Below are 23,874 nucleotides of genomic sequence, written 5' to 3' on the forward strand. Positions count from 1 at the left end.
AAAACGGGAATGGACGATCAGTTTGCAGCCGGACATCGCGCCAGCAGATATTGCGCGACGCTTTGGGCGTGTTCCGCCACCTGCGGCAGCCCCATCAGTTCGCCGAAGCGGCCACGCGCCGCCGGGCCGGCCACCAGCAGGCGCGGGTTGGCAAGGCCGTCGCCGCCGATCGCCTGGCTGTCGGCATTGACCCACAGCCCCAATCCCAGCGGATCGGCGCGCAGCGCCCCCTGCTCCGCCAGCGAGCTGAGCAACGGGCTGGCGGCGATCAGGCCGGCATGGGCCGGACCCGTAGCGATCAGCAGCCGCTGCGCCTGCAGCGCCCGCTCTGCGCCCTGGCGCGGCAGAATCGTCAAACGCACGCCCTGCGGCGTGGGTTCTGCCCGCCGCAAACGAGCGGCCAATACCTGCAGCGTGCCCGCCGCCTGTTGCTCCGCCAGCAACGTGCTCACCTGCGGCGCAATGCGATAGCGGTGCACGTCCCAATAGGCGCGCAGATGCCGCAGAAAGCGCTGCTGTTCGGTCGGCGTCAATGCTTGCCACAGACGCTGGCCCTGGGCGCGCACCTCGTCCAACACCGCCTGCCACGGCACCCGTTGCCCAGCGGCGCGCGCCACTTCAAGGCGCACCTGCCGCACCCCGTCACACAGTCCGGATGGCGGGGTAAACGACCACGTCGGGTACTCCCCTTCGGCATTGGCACGCGGCAACAAACCATGACGAGAGAACGCGGTAATCGGCCCACGATGCCCGCGGCGGTGCAACGCCGCCACCGCATCGGCCATCGTCAGCCCGCTGCCGACGATCGCCAATGATTCATCGGGTTCAATCTCATCCAGCGCCCCCTCCGCCCAGGGATTGGCGATTAACCGCGCGTCGCGCGCCAGTTCCGGGGCGATCTGCCGCGGCAGCGCGGGCGGCGGATGGCTGGTCGCCAACACCACATAATCGCCCCACAGCCGTTCGCCGCCGGCGGTGATGACGGACGCGCCCTGCGCCTGCGGCTGCAGGTACTGCGCCCGATCGCGCAGGTGCCGCAAGCGGGCCTGGCCCGACTGCGCCGCCTGATGAAAACGTTCCTCGACATAGCGGCCGAAGGCGCCGCGCTGCGGATAGGCCTTACCGTCGCGCCATAACGCCTGCGGATCGGCCGTCAGCCCGCCGCCCTGACGGAACCAGCGGTCAAAATCCCCCGCGGGCTCATCCGCCAGCTGCATCCTATCGGCCGGGACGTTGATGCGGTGGGTCGGCTCGGTGGTCGAATACGCCACGCCATAGCCCGGCGCGGCGCGCGGTTCGATCACCGTGACATCCACCGCTCCGTGCGCCAGCTGGATCGCCAGCGCCGCGCCGGTGAAACCGCCGCCGATAACGATAATATGGGCACGCTTCGCCATCAGCCCTCCCGCTGCGCCGGGCCGGGACGACGATCGCCGCCGATGGTTTCGCCAAACGGGCCGGTATTGATCGTGCGAGCCGTCTGATGAGCCGACTGCGCCAGCGACAGCAGCGGCATCACCAGCTCGGCGAAGCGGTGAGCCTCTTCCAGATGCGGATAGCCGGAAAGGATGAAATTGTCGATGCCCAGCGCCTGATACTCGCGTATGCGCGCCGCCACCTGCTGCGGATTGCCCACCAATGCGGTGCCAGCGCCACCGCGCACCAGGCCGACGCCGGCCCACAGGTTGGGGCCGATGCGCAGACTCTCGCGCGAGCCGCCGTGCAGTTCGCTCATGCGGCGCTGGCCGGTGGAGTCCATGCGCGCAAAGATCTGCTGCGCCGCCGCGATGGTGTCGTCATCCAGATGCGCGATCAGTCGCTCGGCCGCCGCCCAGGCTTCGTCTTCAGTTTCGCGCACGATAACGTGTAGGCGAATGCCATAGCTGAGTTTACGCCCCTGCCGCTCGGCGCGCTGGCGCACCGCCGCCAGCTTTTCCGCCACCTGAGCCAGCGGTTCGCCCCAGGTCAGGTAGGTGTCGATCTGCCCAGCGGCGATGTCGATCGCTTCCGGCGATGAGCCGCCGAAATAGAGCGGCGGGCCGTTTTCCTGCACCGGCGGGAACAGCAATTCGGCGCCTTCGACGCGAATATGCTTACCGCTGAAATCCACCTTCTCCCCTTGCAGCAGCCGTTGATACACCGTGAGAAATTCCTGTGTCACTTCGTAACGTTCGGCATGGCTGAGGAAGATGCCATCCCCTTTGTTTTCCACCGGATCGCCGCCGGTCACCACGTTGATCAGCAGGCGTCCGTCCGACAGCCGATCCAGCGTCGCCGCCATGCGCGCCGCCAGGCTCGGCGGCTGCAGGCCGGGGCGCACCGCCACCAGGTAGCGCAACCGGCGGGTGATCGGCGCCAGCGCCGCCGCCACCAGCCAGGAATCCTCGCAGCTTTTACCGGTTGGGATCAGCACGCCGTAATAGCCGAGGTTGTCGGCAGCCAGCGCCACCTGCTGCAAATAAGGCAGGTCCACCGGGCGCCCGCCCTGCGCCGTGCCCAGATAGCGGCCGTCGCCGTGGGTCGGCAGAAACCAGAAAACGTTGATGCGCTCTTTCACTGACTCAGTCATTTATGCCTTTCCTATATAACTATTTTCAGTATTTATCGATAGAAAGACTTTGCTTGGTTATAAAAAGAAAAGCAGGATGCATGCCACATTGCAGATTTTAAAAAACCAATAAATATCAATATATTGATGAAATATCGACGTCAAAACACTGCTGCATTGGCAGCAGGCAGCGGCGGAAAGCTGTTGCCAATGCAGCACCGTGCGCCTTTTATCCTCTCGCGGCTGCCCATTGGCTGGGATAAGATTTTTTTCCCATCGTCGTAGACAGGAGACGCCCATGTACGATCCCCAACCGTTCGCCGCCGACAAGCCGGTGCTGATCGATCCGGCGTCGCTCGCTCTGCAAAGCGTGCTCGATCGGCTGGCTCCCACCGACGCCACCGTGCTGATCGTCGGTGAAACCGGCACCGGCAAAGAAGTGGTGGCGCGCTATCTGCACCACCACAGCGCGCGCCGCCATCAACCTTTCCTGGCGGTCAACTGCGGCGCGCTGACGGAAAGCCTGGCGGAAGCCGAACTGTTCGGCCATGAGAAAGGCGCCTTCACCGGCGCCGTCGGCACTCATCAGGGCTGGTTCGAAGCGGCGGAAGGCGGCACCCTGCTGCTGGACGAGATCGGCGAGTTGAACCTGTCGCTGCAGGTCAAGCTGCTGCGCGTGCTGCAGGAACGGGAGATCACCCGCGTCGGTTCGCGCAAACCGCTGAAGATCGATGTGCGGGTCATCGCCGCCACCCACGTCGATCTGGCCGGCGCGATTCGCCAACGGCGGTTCCGTGAAGATCTCTATTACCGCCTGAACGTGGCGGCGGTGACTTTACCGCCCTTGCGCCAGCGGCCGGAGGATATTCCGGTGCTGGCCAGACATTTTCTTGCGCTGTACGCCCGCCGTCTGGAACGGCCACTGCCGCGGTTGACGGCGGAAGCGCAGCAGGCGCTGCTGGACTACCCTTGGCCTGGCAACGTGCGCGAGCTGGAGAACACGCTACATAATGCGGTCTTGCTGAGCCAGGAGGGGGCGATCGCACCGCAGCAACTGCAGCTCACCCATCGCCTGACGGATAACGACGGCAGCAGTGACGACGCCATCGACCGCTTTGTGCAGCGGCAGTTGCAAGGCGACAGCGCACAGCTTTACCAACGGGTGCTGGATGCGCTGGTGCGCAACGCCTTCGAAAGCAGCGGCGGCAACCAGCTGCAAGCGGCGTCGTTGCTTGGCGTCAGCCGCAATACCCTGCGCACCCATTTGGCACATCTTGGTCTGATCAAACCGCGCCGTCGCAGCGCCGGCGCACCCGCACATTCACCGGCCATCGCCGCAGCGTCTCTGCCCGAACGCGAACTGCGCATCGGCTATCAAAAGTTCGGCAACCTCGGGGTGCTCAAGGCGCGGCAAAGCCTGGAACAGCTCTTCGCCACACAGCGCATCAGCGTGTTGTGGAGCGAGTTTCCCGCCGGGCCGCAGCTGCTGCACGCGCTCGACGGCGATGAGATAGACTTCGGCACCACCGGCGAAGTGCCGCCGATCTTCGCCCAGGCACAGGGCAATGCGCTGGTGTACGTCGGTTTTGAGCCGCCTGCGCCGCAGAGCGTGGCGATGGTGGTGCCGCAAGACAGCCCAATACGCAGCGCCGCCGATCTGCGCGGCAAACGCATCGCGCTCAACAAAGGCTCCAACGTGCACTATTTATTGTTGCAGATGCTGGACGAACAGGGATTGACGTTGAACGACGTGCGTATCGTCTACGCGCCGCCGAAGTATCCGCTGTCGGCGACCGACCTGCAGGCGGTAGACGCCTGGATGATGTGGGATCCGCTGCTCAGCGACGCGCAGCGCAACGGGGAACTGCGCGTGCTCGCCGACGGCACCCAGCGGGTGCTCAATCAGCAATTCTACCTGGCGCGCCGCGGCTTCGCCGAGCGTTCGGACGATCTGTTGCGGCCGCTGATGCAGGCGCTGCAGCACACCGGCCGCTACATCGCCGCGCAGCCGAGAGAAGCCGCTCGTCACCTTTCCAACGAACTGGGGCTGGCGAGCGCCTCACTGGAACTCGCGCTGTCGCGCCGCAGCCACGAGGTTCGCGCCATGGATTTACAGGTGATCCGCCAGCAGCAAAGCATCGCCGACCGCTTCTACGCCCTCGGGCTGCTGCCCAGAGCGATCGCCGTGCGCGAGGCGGTTTGGCTGATGTGATCCCCTGCCGAAAGCGCCAACGCCAGATGTCCGGTGGATTCCAGGTTGCAGCCGACAATGCCGCCACCTGAAAGATGGCAGGGATCAGAGATAAGGTTCGCCCAGCGTCAACATCAACCGGTTGGCCCAGGCAAAAAACGCCGTCGCCTGCACCAAATCCAACAGCGCCAGCTCATCCAGGCCCTGAGCGCGCAACGCCGCCAGCTGCCCGGCGTCGGCCTGCGGCGGCGTTGCGGATAGTGCGGCGGCAAAGGTTATCTGCGCTTGCCAGGCGTCATCCTGCCCCTGGCTCAACGCGCCGCCCGGCGCCACCGCCAGCAACCGATCTATCTCGGCTTCGCGCTTCGACAGCTGCGCCGCCTTGCGCGCATGCACCGAGGCGCAGTAGATGCAGCCGTTCACCTTGCTGGCGACCGTTGCCGCCAGCTCGCGATCCTGCCGCGCCAACCCGCCGGAGGTATAAAAAATCGCCCGGTCCGCCAGCGTGCGTTGTTCCAGCACCGGATGGTTGCGCGCCAACAGGCGGAAGTAATCGGAATCGGCGTGGCCAAACCGCTCTAGCAACGCCCGGCCGGCGTCATCGAATTCCACCAACGGTTTGGCGGCGATCCACGGCTCCCACCCCAGTTCTTGCCGGGTAAACGCCGGCGGCGCGTGACGGCCGCCTCGCGTCGTGCGCTCCGTACGCCAGCGGCCGGCCGTTACCGGCTGATGCGCCGCAGCGTCGTCCGTCTTGCCGCCCAACAGCCGGTAGCCCCGCAGCAAGCGGCTTTGGAAACTGACAAAGGCGATTAACTGCGACAATGTGACGATGGCGTCCAGCGACCAGCCGGCCTGCCGCAGCGCCTGCAAGTGCTGGGCGTTGGCGTTGGCCGGTTGAAACGCCAAACGTTCTGCATGCGCCAACGCCACCGGCAGCCGCTCGTCTTCCGGCGCGTCGCCCTGACGTTCCAGCAGAGCAGCGTAGTGCGCGGCCAAGCGCGGCTCGCCGTGCCATTCACTGATGCGCTGAGCCAAGCGCAGCCGCTGCGCCAGCGGAAAATCGCCGGCGTCCGCAGGCGCAAACAGCGCCAGATAGCTGGACTGAACGGCATCGGTCGCCGCCTGACGGGTGGCTCTGGCCTGCGCCAGCGTGGAATCCGGCGCAATCTCGGCCAGTTCGGCCAGCAGATCGACCTGGTGCGATAATGTCGTCATAGCTTTTCCTCAACGTGATATTCATAAGCAGCGGCAGGCGTGCCGCGCTGCCAGCCCAGTTCAGGGGCCACGTGGCGGGCGATAAGATCGATAGAACGCAGAATATGGGCGTGCGGTGGATCGATAGAGTGCACCTGAAACGCCAGATCGGTGACGCGCGCCAGCGCGCTGTCCCGTTGTAACGAGGCTATCACCTGATCTGGCGTGCCCAAGTGCACGTCGAAAGCGCGGATCAGGCCGTCGAGCGACGTATCGGCCAACCGGTGGCCGCTGGCGCGCATACGCTCCAGCCCACGGCTCAACCCGGCCGTGGCGAAGTCGCGCGCCTGCTGGCCGTTCTCGCTGACAAACGCGGTGCGCGACCCCATGATGCGCGGTGCCACCCCTGGCGGCAGCGCCGCCAGATAAGCGTCAATGATCGGATTCTGCAGTTCGTCCAGCGGCAGGTCAGGCGCGTCCGCGGGGCGCGGCTGCGTGCGCGACAGCATCAGGCCGTCACCGGCGCGGCCGGCCCGTCCCCCCCCTTCCACCGAGAACGTGGCCTGCCAGACACGTTGCGCCAGCTGCGGCGCCGCCGGGTACAGCCGGTTGTCTTCGCCGCCCAACGCCTCTGCGCGCCAGGCACTCAGCAACGTGCGCAAATTCTCGGCGAATGCCGTGTTGCGCTGACCGGCGTCGAGACCGAAAGCGGCGAAAGAAGACGGCGTGCCGCCGCCGGCCACGCCCACCTCCAGTCTGCCGTCGGACAACAGATCCAGCACCGCAGTGTCTTCCGCCACCCGCAGCGCCGACTCCATCGGCAACGTGATCACCCCGGTGCCCAGCCGGATACGGCGGGTGCGTGCCGCCGCCTGCGCCAAAAACACCAGCGGTGATGGCAGACCGCCCTCATCAGCATGAAAGTGGTGCTGCGCCACCCAAGCGGTGTCGAACCCGGCTCGTTCGGCGTGCACGATCTGTTCGATCGCCAGCCGGTAGCGCTCCTGCGCGCTGCCCTGATCCAGCAATCGGGTGAAGAAACCGAGTCTTTTTCCGCTCATATCGCCTCCTCAAATTTTGGCTGTCCGGCATGCGATGCGCGGCCGGGAATGGCGGCGATCAATTGACGGGTGTAATCGCTCCCCGGCATGGCGAACAGCTCGGCGGTGGCGCCGCCGTCCACCCGTTCACCGCGGTGCAATACCGAAACGCTGTGCGAAATCCGCCGCACCGTCGCCAGATCGTGAGAAATAAACAGGTAGGTCAGGTCCCGCTCCTGCTGCAACTCTTGCAACAAATGCAGGATCTGCGCCTGCACCGTGACGTCGAGCGCCGACGTGGCCTCATCCAATACCAATATTCGCGGTTGCAGCACCAGCGCGCGGGCAATCGCCACCCGCTGACGCTGGCCGCCGGACAACTCGTGCGGCCTGCGGTTCAGCAAATCGGGCGGCAGCGCAACCCGTTCGAACAGCTCACGCACCCGCCGATCGCGCTCCGGTTTGCCGATCGGCGCGAAATTCAGCAGCGGTTCTTCAATCACCCGATAGAGAGTCTGTTTGGGATCGAGCGAGCTGAACGGATTCTGATAAACCAGCTGAATGCGCTGCCGAAACTGACGCAGCGCTTCGCCCCTGAGACCGATAACGTTGACGCCGTCGATCAGGATCTGCCCGGCATCCGGCCGCTCGAAGCCCAGCAGGCAACGCGCCAGCGTGCTTTTGCCCGACCCGGACTCTCCTACCAACGCATGGGTGGTGCCGCGCGGCACGCTAAACGACACACTATCCAGCGCGCGGAACCCCTGGCCGCCGGACAGCCGAAAATCCTTCACCAGCGCCTGAACCACGATCGCCGGCGGCTGCCCGCTGCGTTTCGGCGGCGGCGCAACGGCGCCGCTCAATGAAGGCACATCGGCAAACAGTTTGCGGGTGTATGCGCTGGCAGGCGCGCGCAGCACCTCCGCGGTAGCCCCCTGTTCCTGCACCCGGCCGTGGCGGAACACCAGCAGTCGATCGGCGCGTTCCGCCGCCACGCCCAAATCGTGCGTCACCAGCAACACTGCAGTGCCAAATTCGCGCCGCAGCTCGTCGATCAGATCGAGAATGCGTTTTTGCACCGTCACGTCCAGCGCGCTGCTCGGTTCGTCGGCAATGATCAACGCCGGCTGCAGCGCAATAGCGATGGCGATCAATACCCGCTGCTTCATGCCGCCGGAAAGTTGATGCGGAAACTGGCGCGCCCGCAGTTCCGGGTGCGTCAGCCCGACGCGAGTCAACAGTTCCGTCACCCGCTGTTGTACCTGCGCGCGCGGCAACCGGCGGTGAATATTGACGATCTCCGCCACCTGCTCGCCGATGGTTTTTACCGGGTTGAGCGAGCTGGCGGGATCTTGCGGGATCAGGCTGATTTGCGCCCCTCTCACCGCATCCAGCCGCCGCGATGACCAGCCGGCGATATCGGTACCGTGCAGCCGGATGGTGCCCTGTTCAAGGTGGCCGTTGTCGGCCAGCAAGCCGATGATCGCCTGCGCCGTGGTGGTTTTGCCGGAACCGGATTCGCCAACCAGCGCCACCACCTCGCCCGGCTCAATCGTGAACGACACCTCATGCACCACCCTTCGCCTGCCTTCGTTGCCCTCATAGGCGATGGAAACCTTGTCCAGCGCCAGTACCGGCGGCCGCGCCGCCCGTTGCCATGCCGCTTGCATGCTCATCGCGCTTTTCCTCCCAGCGAACGGCTGATGTGGTTAGCCGCCAACACCACCGCCACCACCACAATGCCCGGGAAGGTGGTCAGCCACCAGGCGGTGGAAATGTAGTTACGCCCTTCGGCGATCAGCAGCCCCCATTCCGGGGTTGGCGGCGGAGTGCCGTAACCGAGGAAACTCAGGGTGGCGATCGCCAGGATCGCGCTGCCGAACTGCAGCGCCGAGAAGGCGATCACCGAAGTCAGCGAGTTCGGCAGGATATGCCGCCACAGCACCGCCCAAAAGCTACCGCCGCTGCCGTAGGCCGCTTCAACGTAATCGCTGTGCCGCACTCGCACCACTTCCGCCCGTGCCAGACGGGCAAAGTTGGCAACTGAAGTGACACCCACCGCGATGGCGGCGTTGACCGTACCGAAACCAAGCAGGATGATAATGCTCAGCGACAGCAGCAGGCCGGGGATCGACAACAGCACATCGACGACGCGCATCACCGCGTCGTCCGCCACGCCGCCCAACGCACCGGCGATCAGGCCGAGCGCGGTGCCGAACACCAACCCCAGCGCCACCGCCACTACCGCGCCGGCCAGGGTTTGCGACGCGCCGTACACCATGCGCGCATACAGGTCGCGTCCCAGCTGATCGGTGCCAAGCCAATGGTCACCGCCGGGCGCCAGCCGCTGCGCGCCGGCAATGCCTTCGGTGCCGCTGTAGGCGGTAAACAGCTGCGGCGCCAACGCCCACAGCACCACCAGCGCAATGACCGCCCAGGCCAGCAAAAGCGTCAGGGGGACACGGCGGCGGCTTGGACGACTGGCGGGCAGCGCGCCTTCACTTTCAGCGCCGGACAGATCGCGCTCAGGAACCGTGGCTTTTTCAAAGGAGATACTGCTCATAGGGATGCTCCTGCCTGGGTTTTCAGCCGCGGATCCAGCAGTGGGAACAGCAGATCCACCAGCAAATTGATGATGACGAAAGCGGTGGCCGAGATCAGCACTATCGCCTGCAGCACCGCCACGTCCTGGTTGACCACCGCTTGCTGGGTCAATTGCCCCAGGCCGCTGCGGCCAAACACGGTTTCGGTGATCAGCGCCCCGGCGATCAGTTCGCCGAACAGCATGCCGGCGATGGTCAGCGCCGGCAGCATGGCGTTGCGCGCCACATGCCGCCATAGCACCCCGCTGCGGCTGGCGCCCTTGGCCCGCGCTACCGCGACGAACGGCTGGGTTTGCACCGCATCGATGCTGCGGATCAGAATTTGCGCCAACGGCGCAGAGATCGGCAGCGCCAGCGTCGCGATCGGCAAAATCAACCCCTGCCACTCGCCGGGGTTAATGATCGGGATCAGCTTCAGGCGGAACGAAAAGAGCTGAATCAGCACAATGCCCAGCCAGAAGGTAGGCACTGAAACGAACAGCGACGGCAGCATCTGCAGCGCCGAACGCAGCCAGCCGAAGCCGGTCAGGTTGGAAGCAAAAGCGATAATCAGCGCCAGCAGCAACGCCACCGCAAAGCCCAGTACCGCCAACTGCAGCGTGGCGGGCAGATTAGCCGCCAGCAGCGCGGTAACCGGCACCCCGGCCTGCATTGAGAAGCCCAAATCGCCATGCAGCACGCTGCCCAGGGTATGCAGATACTGCCGCCACAAGGGGACATCCGCGCCATAGGCCGCGCGCATGTCGGCGATCTGCGCCGGGCTCAGCCCCATGTCCGGGTTCTGGAATTTGATCAGGATCGCATCGCCCGGCAGCACCTGCAGCAGGAGGAACGACAGGGTAAAGGCCGCCCACAGCACCAATGCCGCCTGCCCGATGCGCCCCGCCAGATATCGCTTCATTGCGCCCCCTTAATGTTTCTCTAACCAGGCGCCGTAGAAGCTCGGGCGGCCGACCGCTTCGAAGCTCACCCCCTTCAAATAAGGCGCGCCGGCGAACACCTGCGGCTCCTCAAAAAACGGGATCACGTAGGCCTGGTCAATCAGGTAGTTTTGCGCCTCACCGGCTGTCTGCAGGCGCTTTTGCGCGTCAACCTCGGAGGCAATGCCGAGCAGCAGGGCGTTCAGCTTGTCATCGCTAAAATTGCTGTTGCTGCTGGTACCGCCCTTCTGCAGCAGCCCATCGCGATTGGTTGGATAAAACTGACTTTTGATCACGTCCGGATCGGCGCGCCCCACCTCCACCACCGTCGCCGGGGTTTTCTGTGGGTCGAGATTATCCGCCACCCGGCTGCCGGCGTCGCCCGCCAGAATGTTCAGCCGCGCGCCGACCTTCCCCCACTGCTGAGAAACCAGCTGCAACACCGCCTTGTTCTGCGGCTGCGGCAACGATTCATACACCGTCAGCACCAGCTTCTTGCCGTCCTTTTCCCGCAGCCCGTCGCCGCCCTTTTTCCAACCCGCTTCATCCAACAGCCGGTTAGCCTGCTGCGGGTCAAATTTCAGCTTGTCGGACAGATCGACAAAGCCGGCGGCCGAGGAGGCAATCACCGATTTGGCCTGCGGGTAGTTGGCGGAGAACAGCGTATCGACGATCTGTTTGCTGTCGGTGGCATGCAGCAGCGCCTGACGCACGCGCAGATCGGCCACCAGCGGATTATCCGGCCGGAAAGCGATGCTGTCGTTGACGCCGCGCGTCGGTGCGGCATAAATGATAAAGCCCTGATCCTGCGTTTGCTTCTCGTCATAGGCCTGGATCTGGCGGATAAAATCCGCCTGCCCGGCCTGCAGCGCACCGATGCGCACGCTGTCCTCACCGGTGACGATCACCTTGATGCCGTCCAGATTGGCTCGCCCTTGTTGGGGCGATTTGGCCGGCCCCCAGTCATAATCCTTGCGGGCGCTGAGCTCGACCTCACGCCCCAGCTTTTCGCCGCTGACCACAAACGGACCGGAACCGATGATATGGCGCGCATCGCCCAGTTCGTCGTAGCTGCGGTTCAACGTGCCGAGCGATACCAGCCCGGAGCCAATAGTGGCGGTGCCCTGCAGGAAACCCGGCGACGACCGCGTGAAGTAGAATTTAACCGTCAGCGGATCCACCACTTCGCTGCGCTGGTAGTTATTGATTACCTCGGAAACCGGCAGGCGTTTCTCCTTGTTGCCCAGCCCGTAGGTGTCGAAGTTCTTCGCCACCGCGTTGGCGTCCAGTGGCGTGCCGTCGGAGAAAGTCACGCCGGGGCGCAGCTTGAAGGTATATTCGGTTTTGTCGGCGTTGCTGCTCCAGGACTCGGCGATCCAGGGTTCAATTTCCAGCGTCTTGGGGTTCTGGTAAGTCAGCTTATCGGTGATCTGATTGAGAATACCGCCGTTGGGGTAAAACCCACCGGAAGGCGGATAAAGATTGGTGTGCGCCTGCTGTTCGAGGTAGATCAGCGTGCCGCCCTGCACCGCCGCCAACGCCGGGCTCATCGCCGCCGCCCCTCCTAACGCCACCGCTATTCCACCGGTTAATACCTTGAAAGAAAACTTAAACATTCGCGCCGCACCCATATTATTTCTGAAAGTTATGGGTTAGATAACAAACCAAATCGGCGGGGAATTGAACGAACTAATTTCGCTAACCAATGGTGTAAATCGCACAAGACGCGTCGCTTGGCGGCGAATGCATTTTGTTATAAAGTATCAAAATCTCAGCCAAAGGAAGACGACGATGAAAATCCAGCTGTCGCTGCTGTTTCTCAGCCTGTTGGCCGGCAAGGCCGCGGCGTTTCAGTCAAAAGTGCCCGAACCGCGCCCGGAACAGGCGCGCGCGGCGGAACAAAACATCGAAAATCTGTTTTACGGCTTTCACGCCATGGACGCCCAGCCGGTGAACATCGGCAGCTGCGCGGCAGTGCCGGTAGCGGGATGTCAATGCGCATTCTGCACCCAGCTGCGGCAGGCCGGGCGTTGAGCCGCTCTCCCTTATTCAACCCAGCTCATACTGCACATTCAACTGCCCTTTCTTCATCTTTATGCCGGTGATCGCGATCGCGCCCACCTCGCCCAGCGCGGCGACATGGGTGCCGCCACAGCCGTAGGCGGGCAGCTCGCCGAAACCGATCTGGCGCAAACCGTCCACCGCCTGCTGGCGGCGCGGTAAATCGGCAGCAATCAAGCGCGTCAGCTCCGCCTGCAAAAAGTCCGCTTCTATCGTCTGTGCATCCGGCCCCGGCGTGAACGTGATGCGCCCTTCTCCCGGCCAATGATGCGCTTTCATCGGCCGCCAACCGCGGGTTTCCCCCAGCCAGCCGATCAGATGGCCGCCGGAGTGCCAGCGGGCGTGCAGCCGGCGTTGCGCTTCGTCGACCTGCATATTGACCGGCCCGATCGGCAGCGGCGCCGCGGTATAGTGCAACACCCTATCCCCCTGCTGCTGCACCCGCAACACGGCGACGCCATTCAACGCTCCCACGTCGGCCGGCTGCCCGCCGCCCTGCGGGTGAAACAGCGTGGCGTCCAGTTCCACGGCGTAAGCGCCCGCCTCGGCCGGCTCACAGCTCAATACCTGCGCCTGGCCCTGTAAATCGTCGCTGTAGTAATAACGTCGCTCGGTCATCATTTTTCTCCTCGGTTCGAAGAGCCATTATATTCATGTCATAATCGAAGCATAATCCGTCGCCATCACAATGGACCTTTGCGTCATGAGCACAAATCTTTCTTACGCGCTGTTGGCCGAAATGGCCGTTTTCGTCCAGGTCGTGGAGAGCGGCAGCTTTTCCGCCGCCGCCCGCAAACTGGGCGCTTCACCTTCCGCCGTCAGCCGCAGCGTGGCGAAGCTCGAACAGGCGCTGGCGCTGCAGCTGCTGCATCGCACCACCCGTAAACTGCGGCTGAGCGAAAGCGGCGAAGAGGCGTTTGCGCACTGCCGCACCCTGCTAGCGGCGGCCGACGCGGTGATGGCGATCGGCGGGCGCGGCGCCGCAGAGCCCGAAGGGCTGGTCAGCGTCAGCGTGCCCAAGGCGGTAGGCCGTTTCGTCCTGCATCCGCACATGCCGGCGTTCCTGCGGCGTTATCCGAAGGTGGACGTGAGGCTGCGGCTGGAAGATCGTTATATGGATCTGATCGACGATCGGGTGGATCTGGCGCTGCGCATTACCGATCGCCCGTCGCCCGGGTTGATCGGCCGCCAGTTGATGAGAATAGACCATCTGCTGTGCGCCACGCCGCACTACCTGGCGCAGCACGGCACACCGCAGCACCCGCACGATCTAGCGGCGCACAGCTGCATCTATCTGGGAGAAACGCCGAGCGACGCGCAATGGAAATTCCGCCGCAGCGGCAAAACGGTGACGGTCAACGTGCGCGGCCGCTACGCCGCCAACCACACCGGCGTGCGGCTGGACGCGGTGAAACGGCATATCGGCATCGGCAGCCTGCCGTATTTTACCGCTCGCCAGGCGCTCGACGACGGCGAGATCGTGCAGGTGTTGCCGGAATGGGATTTCCTCAGCAGCTATCACGGCGGCCTGTGGTTGCTTTACGCGCCCAACCAGTATCTGCCGCCCAAACTGCGGGTGTTTATCGACTATCTCGTCGCCGGCCTGGCGCAGGAGCCGCAGCTAAAGCGCCTTGCGTAGCGTGATGTTGATGCGGTGCGGCCCCACCAGCGAGTGGTAGCCTTCTTTGACCGGCAAAATGCCGTGAAAACAGAGCCGCGATGGGCCGCCCCACACCACCACGTCGCCGTGCGCCAATGGGATGCGCCGCGCCCGGTCGCTGCGTTGCAGCCCGCCGAACTGAAATACCGCCGGCAGCCCGAGCGACACCGAGACGATCGGCGCACCGAAGTCGTGTTCGTCTTTATCCTGATGCAGCGACAGCTTGCTGCCCGGATCGTAACGGTTCATCAAACAGGAATCCGGCACGAAGGGGCCAAAGCCCGCCTGCTGCGCGGCTTCGTCCGCCAGCGCCATCAGGATCGGCGGGATCGGCGGCCAGCGTTTGCCGCTGCGTGCATCGCGTTCCGAATAGCGGTAGCCGCGGCTGTCGCTGGTCCAGCCGTTGCCGCACCAGCTCATCGCCACCGACATCACGTGCCCGCCGGGCGTGGTCAAGTGCTGCCACGGCACCTGGGCCACCACGCCCTGCACCGCCGCCAGCAGTTCCGGCCCGTGATCGCGCACAAAACCGTGCATCACCACCGCGCCGGGGGCGATCTCTTCGCGCCACGGCGGCGGCAGCGCGTCTTCAAAAAGATCGATTGTCATCGCCATGCCCTGTATGAATACACAGTAGTCATTGTAACCCGCCGCCGCCGATTGTCCAGCGCCCGGCAACGCCATTGTCGTTGGCGACAAATTTCTCTACAGTAGCCGCCATAAAATCAATCACTCACCAGGAATGCGTGTGATTAAGGGTATTACTCTTTCGGTCGTCGCCTCCATCTTGTTCGGCGCGATGTATTACTTCACCTCTACCCTCACCCCGCTGAACGGCGAGCAGGTCTACGGCTGGCGCACGCTGCTGACGCTGCCGTTCCTGACGCTGTTCATGGCGCTGTCCGGCGATTGGCGCAAAGTGGGCGACACGCTGGCCTGGATCGGCCAACGGCCGCAGCGCCTGCTGGGCCTCCTGCTCACCTCGGCGCTGCTGGGGGTGCAGCTGTGGCTGTTCCTGTGGGCGCCACTGCACGGCAAGGCGCTCGACGTATCGCTCGGCTATTTTCTGCTGCCGCTGACCATGGTGCTGGCGGGCCGTTTGATCTACCGCGATCGGCTGTCGCTGCTGCAAACGCTGGCGGTGGCGTGCGCCATGGTGGGGGTAGGCAATGAGCTGTATCAGGCGGGCGGCGTCTCATGGCCGACGCTGGTGGTGGCGCTGGGCTATCCGCTCTACTTTATTTTGCGGCGGCGTTTCGGCACCGACAATCTCGGCGGGCTGTGGTGCGAACTGGCGCTGATGCTGCCGGCGGCGGCCTGGTTCGCCTTCGGCGACGGCGGCGCGGCGGCGCTGTCGATCAATGCCGAGCTGTATTGGCGCATTCCGCTGCTCGGCGTCATCAGCGCCGTGGCGCTGGTGTGTTACATCATCGCCAGCCGCCTGCTGCCGTTCAGCCTGTTCGGCCTGCTGAGCTATGTGGAGCCGGTGCTGCTGGTGATCGTCGCGCTGCTGCTCGGCGAGAGCATCAGCCAAAGCGAATGGCCAACCTATCTGGCGATCTGGCTGGCGGTGCTGCTGCTGGCGGCGGAAGGCGCGCAGCACCTGCTGCGCCGCCAGCGGGTCTGACTCAGGCGGCCAGCGTCGCGCCGCCGTCGATCACGATGTCCTGCATGGTGATGTGGCTGGCCAGGTCGGAGGCCAGGAACAACACCGCGTTGGCGATCTCGTCCGGACGGGCGATTTTGCCCAGCGGGATCCCCAGCTTGAACATCTCGGGGAAGCCGGCGATGGTGCGTTGCTGCGCATCGTCGGTCTGCCACATGCCGCGCTGCATCGGCGTGTCGGTCGAGCCCGGCGACACCAGATTGCACCGCACGCCGAACGGCGCCATTTCCAGCCCCACGCAGTGGTTCAGGCTAGTCAGCGCCGCCTTGGAGGCGCAGTAGGCCGCCATCTGCGCGCGCGGTACGTGCGCGGCGTTGGAGCCGATGCTGACGATCGCCCCGCTGCGCTGCGCCTTAAAGTGCGGCAGCACGGCGCGGAACAGGTAAAACGCCCCCGAGGCATTGACGTTGATGCACTGATGCCAGTCGTCCACGCTCAGATCTTCGGTATTGCCCATGCGCAGAATGCCGGCGGCGTTGACCAACACGTCCAGTTGCGGGTTCTCCGCCAGCTGTTGGCGGCACACCGCCTCCACCTGCTCCGGCCGGCTGATGTCCAGCGTCACGCAAGGGTAAGGCAAATCCGGGTTGGCGAACTCGCGGTCAAACCCCACCACCTCGGCGCCCTGCGTCAAAAAATGCCGGGCGATCTGCTCGCCGATGCCGCGCGCCGCGCCGGTCACCCACACGCGTTTGCCGGTGAAATCCATCTGAATGCTCATGCGCGCACCGCCATCCGGGCGCACAGCCGGGTCATATTGTTGTTCATCGTTGTCTCCTGCGAAAAGGATAGGATGCGGCGCGCGCTGCGCCGCAAAGTGGCCCTACAGCGCGCCGCTGTTCAGGCCGAAAGCGTTGAGCATGGTGCCCAGTTTGGCGGCGGTTTCCAGCCACTCGGACTGCGGCGTCGAGGCGGCGACGATACCCGCGCCGGCGAACAGCCGCACCCGGTTGCCGCGCAGCAGGCCGCTGCGGATGACGATCGCCCACTCGCCGTCGCCGTTGGCGTCGCACCAGCCGACGATGCCGCTGAACAGGCCGCGATCGTGCGGTTCCAGATCGGCGATCAGTTGGCGGGCGCTCTCGGTCGGGAAGCCGCACAGCGCCGGCGTCGGATGCAGCAGACAGGCCAGCTGCATCACGTTGAGATTCGGGTTCAGCAGCTCGCCGCGAATGCGGGTGGACAAATGCCACATGGTGCCGGTACTGAGCAGCGACGGGCCGCTGGGCACGCTCAGGCTGGCGCACAGCGGTGCCAGGTGCCGACGGATGTCGTCGATCACCAGCTTGTGTTCGTATTTGTCTTTGGTCGAGCGCATCAGGCGCTCGCTGCCGAGGCGATCCTGTTGCGGATCGTCCTGACGGCGCGCCGAGCCCGCCAGCGGGTTGGTGTGGATCTCGCCGCCCTGCTTGCGGATCAGCAGCTCCGGGCTGGCGCCGATCAGCACGCCGCCATCGGCCAGCGGCAGGGAAAAGTGGTAACCGGTCGGGTTCTGCACCATCAGGTTATTGAGGATCTGGTGGCCCGCCACCGGCTGCTCCAGCTCGATGTCGAGGATGCGCGACAGCACCGCCTTGTCCAGCTTGCCCTGTTTAAAGCGGCTGACCGCTTCCGCCACCGCATGCTTGAAGCGCGGTTCGTCCGGAATGCTGGTGCAGGCGGCCAGGCGATGCGGCTGTTGCAGCATCGGGCGCGCGGCGCGGGTAAAGCTGTCGTTGGCGACAAACTGGCAGTTTTCAGGCACGTACAGGCAGGAAGGCCGGCGCGTATCGAACGGAATGGCGCCCACCACCACCGGCGTCTCTTGGCCGGCGGCTTTGGCGCGCGTCAGCGCCTGGCGAATATGCTGCGTCAGCGCGCTGCCTTCCTGCTCGCCGCCGAACGCCGGCGTTTCGATACGCTCAAACACACCGTCGGCGGAGAGGGACCGGAATTCGGACCGGTACAAAAAGGTCGATTGTTCGGCGTACACAAACCCGGGGAAGGTTTGGTTTTCTGTCGTCAGTGTCGCCACAAGACCACTCCTTTGTTGCGCCTTACCAATGATAATGTTTATGCGAATAATTATCATTAGCTATAAAAAGGAGAATAAACTACACCGGAACCCCACCGTGGGTCAATCTCCGATGAATGAATCTTTCCGCCCGCCGCGGCACATCCGCGTTACGGTGCCGCAAGAAATAACACACTGTTATTATTATGTTTTAGCAAAAAATAAAAGTCGTGACATCGTCACCTTCACGCCAAAAACGCCCGTTAAACCGGCGGCCGGCGGGGCAATTTGGCGTCAAGGTCTTAAGCAACGCTAATACAAACGTCTGCCGCTGCGTATCCACGGCGACCATGCGCGCATCGAGAAAATCGAAGTAACAGCGCACCTGCGGATAAAGCGCCTTGAACAGGCTCTCTTTGGCGGAAAACGTCAGCGTCAGCAGTTCGTTGAACGCCAGCGCCTCGCGCAGTAACGCCTCGCGCTCCCCCGCCGAAACGATCGCCCCCCACAGCTCCTCCGCCCGCACGTCGGAGAGCAGCGTCTCCACATCCAACCCAACGCCACCCAGCCCGCTCTCGCGGTGTACGGCGCACAACGCGGTATCCGAATTATGGCTCAGCGCCCCGGCGATACCCGGCGGCCACTGCGGCGCGCGATCTTCGCCGCGCGCCAGGGTGAAATCGGCAAAACCGAGCGGCGCCAACAGTTGCCGCGCCAGAACACGCCCGGCCAGATACTCCGCACGGCGCTTCGGCACCGCGCGCGCCAGATGATCCGGCAGCGCAAAGCCCGCCTCGGGAAAACGCTCGTCGCGATACTCCGCCAGTGCAAAATGGCAGCACGCCACCTGGCCCGGATAGCCGTCCGGCGTGAAAAATTCGATATTGCGGATAAAAGTGGGGCTCCGGCAGGAACCAGAGTCACTGTCCAAAGAAAGCTTAATCACCGTCGTTTAACTTCTCAGCATCCTGGCGTACCGCCAACAGCTGTGTAAGCAGTTCCGGCAACGCCGTTTGCACCGTCGCCCAGACCACTTCAAGGTTGATATCAAAATAACCGTGCGCAATGCGATTACGCATGCCGCGCATGTTTCGCCAGGGGATTTCAGGATGGCGTTGCGTAAACGCGGGGCTGCCATCCATGATTTTCGTCACGGCTTCACCGATAATAATCAGGCTCATAATGACCGCCTGCTGAGTGCGTTTATCTTCGATAAAATCTGCCGCCGCCAAGCCATCAACGAAATCACAGGCATCCTGCGCCGCCTGTTGCATGTGGCTCAGATAATCGACCAGCCGCGCATCTTTCATACCGGTTGGGCCTCCGCCAAAACCTGCTGACGAAAGGTCGGCGGCAAATCGAGCGGCGTCAGCAGATCCACCTGAATGCCCAGCAGCGCTTCCAGTTCCGACTGCAGCCCTCCCAGATCAAACAACGTGGCACCCGGCAACGCATCGACCAACAGATCCAAATCACTGCCCTCCCGATCGGTGCCATGCAGCACCGAGCCGAAAATCCGCGGATTGGCCGCAGGGAACAGCCCAACCGTTTTTCGGATCGCCTGGCGATGTTCTGCAAGAACAATGGATGGTCGCATGGTTTTCTCTCCCCGTTACACCTAACGAAATGCTAGGTGATCGGTTGAGGGGATTCAAGCACAATCCCCCGGCAGCCGCGCCTATGCCTCTCCCCCGCGATCGGAAGAGAGGCCGGGCATTACAAGATGCCTTTCATGGTCTTTTCGAAATCGCTCCAGGCACAGAAGCCGTCTTTGTCGATCGGGCAGCCTTTCAGCGCCAGCGTCACGCGCTGCGGCGGGGTTTGCAGCGTCAGCGGCGTCGCCTTGCGCAGCTGTTCGGTGGACTGATAGACGTACTCAATCTTCAGCAATTCACGGTCGTTCTGCGCGTCGCGCCAGCGCTGGAACACCAGTTTGCCGCCGATCGGCGTTTTCTCGTACTGCTGCGGCAGCTGATACGGCTGGAACTGCATGGCCGACAGCAGCGAGGCGATATTGGAGTCGTGGCCGACCAACACCGTCAACTTCGGCGCGTCCGGTTTGCGCTCGCCCAGCAGCGCGTTGTTGATGTAGGTCAGCAGCGGTTTGGCGACGTTTTGCGCCACCACCGGCGAGGTGAACAGCGAATCCTGATAGCCGTCTTTCAACTGCGCCAGCTGCTGCCACTGATGCGGGGTGGCGATTTTGCCCCAGGCCACCTCTTTCATCGGGAAACCTTCGTAATACTGCAGCATAAAGGCGTCCACCAGCGAGTTGCCCACCCGCAGCGGGCCGGAGACGCCCGGCTCTTTGCCCGGCACCGCGCTCATCACGCTGGCTTCTTTGGTCAGGTCACAGTGTTTGTCGGTCTTGCAGGCGGCGGAATCCTTGTAGTCGATGATCTTCGCCAGCTGTTGGTAAGAGGCGTCCAGCTTCAGCGATCCCAGCGCGGCGTTCATCGCCGCCAGCGCCTGCTGGTTGAAGGCTTCGCTGGTATCAGTGATGATCGGGTTGAAGGTCGGATCCATCTCGCCCATCTTGTCCTGATGATGCACGCTGACGTCGCAGCCAGGGAACGCACCGTTGCTGAAGAACTGCGCGGTGGCCACCGTGCGCTGCAGGCTGTTGGCGTAGACGTACACGCTGCCGGCGGTCGGGCAGCCCTCTTGCGGCAACAGGCCGGTCTGCTTCAGCCAGGCGTTGAAGTAGTGCCCCATATACACTTCCAGCACCCCGCCCTTGGTGGTCAGCTGGCCGCCCGGCGTTTCCCAGGCCGGCCAGGCCTTCGGCGTGGACTGCGCCAACACGCTGCCGTTGTTGGCCAGCGGCGCGCGCAGGTTATGGCGGCTCATCACCAGCACCTGTTCCAATTGATAACCGCCGGCGTCCGCCAGCGCGTTCCCGGTGAATAACAAAGGCAGGCACAGCAATAACGTTTTTTTTCTCATCCGCAGAGGCTCCCGGAAAATGATTATTTTTAAGGTGTTAGCGTTTGCCTGCGTATGATGGCGGGGTTAGTGTGACAAGTGTGTGACAGGGTTCACGGGAAAGGATCGTAACCGCGGCCACCGGGCGGTGGCCGCGTGGCTTCAACTCAGTACCACAGGCTCATGATCGGCCAGCCGATCAGCAGCAGCGCGGCGATGTACACCACGCCGAGAATGCCGCCCAGGCGCCAGTAGTCTTTCGATTTCACGTAGCCACAGCCGTAGATGATCACCCCCGGCCCGGTGGCGTACGGCGTCAGCACGCCCATGATACCGATCGACAGCACCAGCAGCATCGACAGCTGTTCCATCGGCACGCCCGGCAGCCCTTTGCCGACCGCCAGGATCACCGGCAGCATGGTGGCGGTATGCGCCGACAGGCTGGCGAACAGATAGTGGGCGAAGTAGAACACCAGCACCAGCGCCACCACCGTCATGTTCGGCGAGAAGCCGTCCAGGTGGGTGCTCATGGTCTGGGCGAACCAGTCGATAAAGCCGGAGCGCGTTAGGCCGTTGGCCATCACCACCAGCGTCGCCAGGTTAACCAGCGTGTTCCAGGCGCTGGAGTATTTGGTGATCTCTTTCCACGACACCACGTGCAGCGCCAGCATCAGCGACACCGCCAGCAGGCATACCGCGGTGGCGTCCAGCATTTTGCCGCCGAACACCCACAGACACAGGCTGAGCAGCACCAGGCCGATCAGGGTGTACTCCTTGCGCGTCAGCTTGCCCATTTCCCCCAGCGCGGTATCCGCCCAGGCGGCCACTTCGCTGCTGTGGGTCACGCCCGGTTTGTACAGGTAGTAGGAGATCAGCGGCGCGATGATCAGCAGCAGCAGGCCGACCGGCAGGAACGCCAGGAACCACTGCATCCAGCTGATATGCACCCCGGCAATCTTGCCGACGAACTCGATGCCCAAAACGTTCGGCGCGGCGCCGGTGACGAACATCGAGGAGCTGATGCTGGTGCCGACCACCATCATCCACATCAGGTAACCGCCGATGCGGCGCGAGGAGGGGTCGTTAGGGAAAGAATCGAACAGCGGCGGCAGGTTTTTCACCACCGGGAACACCGTGCCGCCGGTGCGCGCGGTGTTGGACGGCGTGAACGGCGCCAGCAGGATATCGATGATCACCACCGCATAGCCCAGCGTCAGCGTGCGCTTGCCCATGAACTTCACCAGGAACAGCGCAATGCGCCGCCCCAGCCCGGTGGCCTCGTAGCCCAGCGCGAAGATAAAGGCGCCGAACACCAGCCAGACGGTGGTGCTGGAGAAGCCCGCCAGCCCCCATTTCAGCGCCTCTTTACCGGCCTTGAAGCCCGGCTCCGCCAGCTCCTGCGCGCCGAACAGCACCCAGTTGGCGCTGAGCACGCTGACGGTCACCGCAATAAAGCTGATGGCGGTGGCCGGGATCGGCTCCAAAATCATGCCGACGATCATCGCCACGAAGATGGCGAAGTAGTGCCAGGCCTGCGGCGGCATGCCGTCGGGCACCGGTATCAATAACAGGATCGCGAGCACCGCCAGCGGCGCTATCGCTTTCCAGATCTTTTCCTGGGTTTGGGACATTGGGACTCTCCTGAAGGCTTGGTTATTATTCTTGGGCACCCAGCTGCGCCAGCAGCCAGGTCACTATCAACAGGTCGGCGCTGCCGCCGGGGCTGAGGTTACGGGCGATGCAGTCGGCATCGAAGCGTTGCAGGCGCGCCAGGCCCGCCTCCCCGGCCGAGCCGCCCTGCGCCAGCAGCCAGGCCGCCCGGCGCCGCAACCAGCGCAGCCCGTGCAGGCCGCCGCGCGAGGCGACGTTGGTGTCGTCGTTGTGGGCCATCAGCCACAGCAGGCTGTCCAGCAGCGCCCGCTGTTCGTCGCCATCGGCGGCCAGCCGTTGCCGATACAGCGGCAGCGCGCCGTCAAGCACCAACCGAAAACCGGACTCCGCCTCGCCGCGTGCGCCGCTCAGCCCGTGCGCGGCGAACAGCCGCTGGCCGGCGGTCTGCCCGGCGTTGTTGCGCCGCAGCTCACGCTCCACCAGCCCCCTGCACATCGCCGCCACCTCGGCGCACAGCGCCTCCGCGCCGATGGCTTGCCCTTGCTGCTGCAGGCGGCCGAAGGCGGTGCACAGCAACCCGAGTGAGAACACGCTGCCCTTGTGGGTGTTAATGCCGCCGGTGGCGCGAAACATCTGGTTTTCGCAGGCCATGCCGAGCGGCCGCAGCCGCGCCAGCTGCTGCTCTGCCGGCAAAGCCGCGTCTTCCCGTCCGCGTTGGATAAAGCGCGGCAGCCACACGCCGATGGCGCGGGCGCTGCGGTAGAAATGCCCAAGATCCATGTCACGATGGGCACCGGTGTTATGGCGATCCACCAGCCCCGGTTTGGGCGTGAGGTTGACCTCCACCAGCAGCGCGCGGAAAGCGGCGCGGGCGAAGTCGCAGGCCGGCTCGGTGCGGCGGGCAGGCAGATTAATCGGCAGAGATCGCATCGTTGAACATCCTTTCCATTTCATGCAGCAGCTGCTCGCTGCTGTGCCGCCGCTGGCGGGCGCAGATCTTGGCCGGTTGGCCGCACAGCAGGCAGCGCCGTTCCGGCAGGCCGATGTCGCGGCGCGACAAAATGCGCCCCCGCGTATCCAGCACGTCGATATCCCACAGTCGGCCGATCGGGCGGCTCACCTCCAGCTGCATGGCGCAGTCTTTCACCCGCTGGGCATCGGCGCGCAGAGCCACAAACCCTTCGCAACCGGTGGCGAGCGCCAGCGCCTCGGCCTGCGGGCTGGGCCAACCCTGTTCGGCGCACAGCCGCAGCAGCGCCGCCCACCCCAGGTTGAAGATGCCGCGCGTCAACGCGCTGTCCTTCACCGGGCCGGGCACCACCAGCGTCAGCACCAGCAGCGTGCACTCGTGCTGCGCCAGCCACGCCTGCTGGCGCGCTTGGCGGCATTCGCGGCTGGTGAGCAGCTCCGGCAGGCTGACCGCGCGTTCGGCGGCCAGTTGGGGATCGACGGCGGCCAT

General features: G+C 64.1%; 23 protein-coding genes. 4 read left to right on the forward strand and 19 right to left on the reverse strand.

The window, feature by feature from the left end:
- Nucleotides 1–17 precede the first annotated feature (17 nt).
- Both ACSJLU_RS16010 and ssuD read right to left on the reverse strand, forming a co-directional pair.
- The gene (locus ACSJLU_RS16010) at nt 18–1,397 is read right to left on the reverse strand and encodes an FAD/NAD(P)-binding protein (protein WP_142590241.1); all 1,380 of its coding nucleotides are present in this window, start codon (nt 1,395–1,397) and stop codon (nt 18–20) included.
- On the reverse strand, nt 1,397–2,569 hold the full coding sequence (gene ssuD, locus ACSJLU_RS16015) for an FMNH2-dependent alkanesulfonate monooxygenase (protein WP_439041011.1): 1,173 nt from the start codon (nt 2,567–2,569) through the stop codon (nt 1,397–1,399). Before ssuD ends, ACSJLU_RS16010 begins: the two co-directional genes overlap by 1 nt.
- 277 nt (nt 2,570–2,846) lie before the next feature.
- Here ssuD and ACSJLU_RS16020 point away from each other — a divergent pair, with 277 nt between their 5' ends.
- On the forward strand, nt 2,847–4,760 hold the full coding sequence (locus tag ACSJLU_RS16020; protein ID WP_141998458.1) for an aliphatic sulfonate ABC transporter substrate-binding protein: 1,914 nt from the start codon (nt 2,847–2,849) through the stop codon (nt 4,758–4,760).
- An 84-nt stretch (nt 4,761–4,844) separates the two neighbouring features.
- Here ACSJLU_RS16020 and ACSJLU_RS16025 read toward each other — a convergent pair whose 3' ends face one another.
- From ACSJLU_RS16025 to ACSJLU_RS16050, 6 genes are read right to left on the reverse strand one after another with little or no spacing between them, the layout of a single operon-like run.
- On the reverse strand, nt 4,845–5,957 hold the full coding sequence (locus ACSJLU_RS16025; RefSeq protein WP_197759387.1) for an alkylhydroperoxidase domain protein: 1,113 nt from the start codon (nt 5,955–5,957) through the stop codon (nt 4,845–4,847).
- Nucleotides 5,954–6,997 carry a putative FMN-dependent luciferase-like monooxygenase gene (locus ACSJLU_RS16030; protein ID WP_342096434.1) on the reverse strand — a complete coding sequence of 348 codons (1,044 nt, stop codon included), beginning with the start codon at nt 6,995–6,997 and terminating at the stop codon, nt 5,954–5,956. The genes ACSJLU_RS16025 and ACSJLU_RS16030 overlap by 4 nt, the downstream gene beginning before the upstream one ends.
- Nucleotides 6,994–8,652, reverse strand: coding sequence for a dipeptide ABC transporter ATP-binding protein (locus ACSJLU_RS16035; protein WP_049295943.1), 1,659 nt, complete (start codon nt 8,650–8,652; stop codon nt 6,994–6,996). The genes ACSJLU_RS16030 and ACSJLU_RS16035 overlap by 4 nt, the downstream gene beginning before the upstream one ends.
- Nucleotides 8,649–9,539, reverse strand: coding sequence for an ABC transporter permease (locus ACSJLU_RS16040; RefSeq protein WP_043143166.1), 891 nt, complete (start codon nt 9,537–9,539; stop codon nt 8,649–8,651). The genes ACSJLU_RS16035 and ACSJLU_RS16040 overlap by 4 nt, the downstream gene beginning before the upstream one ends.
- Nucleotides 9,536–10,480, reverse strand: a complete 945-nt coding sequence (locus ACSJLU_RS16045; protein ID WP_049208728.1) for an ABC transporter permease — start codon at nt 10,478–10,480, stop codon at nt 9,536–9,538. The genes ACSJLU_RS16040 and ACSJLU_RS16045 overlap by 4 nt, the downstream gene beginning before the upstream one ends.
- Before the next feature lie 9 nt (nt 10,481–10,489).
- Complete coding sequence (locus ACSJLU_RS16050; RefSeq protein ID WP_235211384.1) at nt 10,490–12,049, reverse strand: TIGR04028 family ABC transporter substrate-binding protein; 1,560 nt, start codon at nt 12,047–12,049, stop codon at nt 10,490–10,492.
- A gap of 241 nt (nt 12,050–12,290) precedes the next feature.
- On the opposite strand from ACSJLU_RS16050, the gene ACSJLU_RS16055 reads away from it, so the two are divergent.
- Entirely contained in the window at nt 12,291–12,533 is a 243-nt protein-coding gene (locus tag ACSJLU_RS16055) for a hypothetical protein (protein ID WP_025303447.1), read from the forward strand.
- A 15-nt stretch (nt 12,534–12,548) separates the two neighbouring features.
- Here the strand turns inward: ACSJLU_RS16055 and ACSJLU_RS16060 are convergent, their stop codons facing one another.
- A complete protein-coding gene (locus ACSJLU_RS16060; RefSeq protein ID WP_342096435.1) occupies nt 12,549–13,178 on the reverse strand; it encodes an alanyl-tRNA editing protein in 630 nt (209 codons plus the stop codon).
- An 85-nt stretch (nt 13,179–13,263) separates the two neighbouring features.
- On the opposite strand from ACSJLU_RS16060, the gene ACSJLU_RS16065 reads away from it, so the two are divergent.
- Nucleotides 13,264–14,199, forward strand: coding sequence for a LysR family transcriptional regulator (locus ACSJLU_RS16065; protein ID WP_342096436.1), 936 nt, complete (start codon nt 13,264–13,266; stop codon nt 14,197–14,199).
- On the opposite strand, the gene alkB is transcribed toward ACSJLU_RS16065, so the two are convergent.
- Nucleotides 14,182–14,829 (reverse strand): DNA oxidative demethylase AlkB, encoded by a 648-nt coding sequence (alkB, locus tag ACSJLU_RS16070; protein ID WP_099817435.1) that lies wholly within the window; start codon nt 14,827–14,829, stop codon nt 14,182–14,184. The two genes, ACSJLU_RS16065 and alkB, sit on opposite strands and share 18 nt — an antisense overlap.
- Nucleotides 14,830–14,968: 139 nt before the next feature.
- On the opposite strand from alkB, the gene rarD reads away from it, so the two are divergent.
- The gene (gene rarD / locus ACSJLU_RS16075; protein WP_099817421.1) at nt 14,969–15,847 is read left to right on the forward strand and encodes an EamA family transporter RarD; all 879 of its coding nucleotides are present in this window, start codon (nt 14,969–14,971) and stop codon (nt 15,845–15,847) included.
- A gap of 1 nt (nt 15,848) precedes the next feature.
- On the opposite strand, the gene dhbA is transcribed toward rarD, so the two are convergent.
- The 9 genes from dhbA to citX all read right to left on the reverse strand — a co-directional run bounded on the left by dhbA (nt 15,849) and on the right by citX (nt 23,874).
- On the reverse strand, nt 15,849–16,607 hold the full coding sequence (dhbA, locus tag ACSJLU_RS16080; protein WP_025303452.1) for a 2,3-dihydro-2,3-dihydroxybenzoate dehydrogenase: 759 nt from the start codon (nt 16,605–16,607) through the stop codon (nt 15,849–15,851).
- Nucleotides 16,608–16,709: 102 nt separating this feature from the next.
- Nucleotides 16,710–17,900: an isochorismate synthase gene (locus tag ACSJLU_RS16085; protein ID WP_197771117.1), complete on the reverse strand. Its 1,191-nt coding sequence runs from the start codon at nt 17,898–17,900 to the stop codon at nt 16,710–16,712.
- A gap of 190 nt (nt 17,901–18,090) precedes the next feature.
- Entirely contained in the window at nt 18,091–18,810 is a 720-nt protein-coding gene (locus ACSJLU_RS16090) for a 4'-phosphopantetheinyl transferase family protein (RefSeq protein ID WP_313246235.1), read from the reverse strand.
- A gap of 7 nt (nt 18,811–18,817) precedes the next feature.
- Nucleotides 18,818–19,189, reverse strand: a complete 372-nt coding sequence (locus ACSJLU_RS16095; RefSeq protein ID WP_043143151.1) for a HepT-like ribonuclease domain-containing protein — start codon at nt 19,187–19,189, stop codon at nt 18,818–18,820.
- Nucleotides 19,186–19,476: a nucleotidyltransferase family protein gene (locus ACSJLU_RS16100; RefSeq protein WP_049204986.1), complete on the reverse strand. Its 291-nt coding sequence runs from the start codon at nt 19,474–19,476 to the stop codon at nt 19,186–19,188. Before ACSJLU_RS16100 ends, ACSJLU_RS16095 begins: the two co-directional genes overlap by 4 nt.
- Before the next feature lie 119 nt (nt 19,477–19,595).
- Complete coding sequence (gene agp, locus ACSJLU_RS16105; RefSeq protein WP_043143150.1) at nt 19,596–20,825, reverse strand: bifunctional glucose-1-phosphatase/inositol phosphatase; 1,230 nt, start codon at nt 20,823–20,825, stop codon at nt 19,596–19,598.
- A 146-nt stretch (nt 20,826–20,971) separates the two neighbouring features.
- Nucleotides 20,972–22,435 (reverse strand): anion permease, encoded by a 1,464-nt coding sequence (locus tag ACSJLU_RS16110; RefSeq protein ID WP_004940821.1) that lies wholly within the window; start codon nt 22,433–22,435, stop codon nt 20,972–20,974.
- Nucleotides 22,436–22,460: 25 nt separating this feature from the next.
- Nucleotides 22,461–23,345: a triphosphoribosyl-dephospho-CoA synthase CitG gene (gene citG, locus ACSJLU_RS16115; protein WP_342096438.1), complete on the reverse strand. Its 885-nt coding sequence runs from the start codon at nt 23,343–23,345 to the stop codon at nt 22,461–22,463.
- A complete protein-coding gene (citX, locus tag ACSJLU_RS16120; protein WP_025303457.1) occupies nt 23,326–23,874 on the reverse strand; it encodes a citrate lyase holo-[acyl-carrier protein] synthase in 549 nt (182 codons plus the stop codon). The genes citG and citX overlap by 20 nt, the downstream gene beginning before the upstream one ends.

The organism is Serratia bockelmannii (genome assembly GCF_051803255.1).
Classification (GTDB): Bacteria; Pseudomonadota; Gammaproteobacteria; order Enterobacterales; family Enterobacteriaceae; genus Serratia; species Serratia bockelmannii.

Coding starts and splice junctions, on each gene's coding strand:
- ACSJLU_RS16010 (WP_142590241.1), bottom strand. CDS start 1,397: ATGGCGAAGCGTGCCCATATTATCGTTATCGGCGGCGGTTTCACCGGC.
- ssuD (WP_439041011.1), bottom strand. CDS start 2,569: ATGACTGAGTCAGTGAAAGAGCGCATCAACGTTTTCTGGTTTCTGCCG.
- ACSJLU_RS16020 (WP_141998458.1), top strand. CDS start 2,847: ATGTACGATCCCCAACCGTTCGCCGCCGACAAGCCGGTGCTGATCGAT.
- ACSJLU_RS16025 (WP_197759387.1), bottom strand. CDS start 5,957: ATGACGACATTATCGCACCAGGTCGATCTGCTGGCCGAACTGGCCGAG.
- ACSJLU_RS16030 (WP_342096434.1), bottom strand. CDS start 6,997: ATGAGCGGAAAAAGACTCGGTTTCTTCACCCGATTGCTGGATCAGGGC.
- ACSJLU_RS16035 (WP_049295943.1), bottom strand. CDS start 8,652: ATGAGCATGCAAGCGGCATGGCAACGGGCGGCGCGGCCGCCGGTACTG.
- ACSJLU_RS16040 (WP_043143166.1), bottom strand. CDS start 9,539: ATGAGCAGTATCTCCTTTGAAAAAGCCACGGTTCCTGAGCGCGATCTG.
- ACSJLU_RS16045 (WP_049208728.1), bottom strand. CDS start 10,480: ATGAAGCGATATCTGGCGGGGCGCATCGGGCAGGCGGCATTGGTGCTG.
- ACSJLU_RS16050 (WP_235211384.1), bottom strand. CDS start 12,049: ATGAGCCCGGCGTTGGCGGCGGTGCAGGGCGGCACGCTGATCTACCTC.
- ACSJLU_RS16055 (WP_025303447.1), top strand. CDS start 12,291: ATGAAAATCCAGCTGTCGCTGCTGTTTCTCAGCCTGTTGGCCGGCAAG.
- ACSJLU_RS16060 (WP_342096435.1), bottom strand. CDS start 13,178: ATGACCGAGCGACGTTATTACTACAGCGACGATTTACAGGGCCAGGCG.
- ACSJLU_RS16065 (WP_342096436.1), top strand. CDS start 13,264: ATGAGCACAAATCTTTCTTACGCGCTGTTGGCCGAAATGGCCGTTTTC.
- alkB (WP_099817435.1), bottom strand. CDS start 14,829: ATGACAATCGATCTTTTTGAAGACGCGCTGCCGCCGCCGTGGCGCGAA.
- dhbA (WP_025303452.1), bottom strand. CDS start 16,607: ATGAGCATTCAGATGGATTTCACCGGCAAACGCGTGTGGGTGACCGGC.
- ACSJLU_RS16095 (WP_043143151.1), bottom strand. CDS start 19,189: ATGAAAGATGCGCGGCTGGTCGATTATCTGAGCCACATGCAACAGGCG.
- ACSJLU_RS16100 (WP_049204986.1), bottom strand. CDS start 19,476: ATGCGACCATCCATTGTTCTTGCAGAACATCGCCAGGCGATCCGAAAA.
- agp (WP_043143150.1), bottom strand. CDS start 20,825: ATGAGAAAAAAAACGTTATTGCTGTGCCTGCCTTTGTTATTCACCGGG.
- ACSJLU_RS16110 (WP_004940821.1), bottom strand. CDS start 22,435: ATGTCCCAAACCCAGGAAAAGATCTGGAAAGCGATAGCGCCGCTGGCG.
- citG (WP_342096438.1), bottom strand. CDS start 23,345: ATGCGATCTCTGCCGATTAATCTGCCTGCCCGCCGCACCGAGCCGGCC.
- citX (WP_025303457.1), bottom strand. CDS start 23,874: ATGGCCGCCGTCGATCCCCAACTGGCCGCCGAACGCGCGGTCAGCCTG.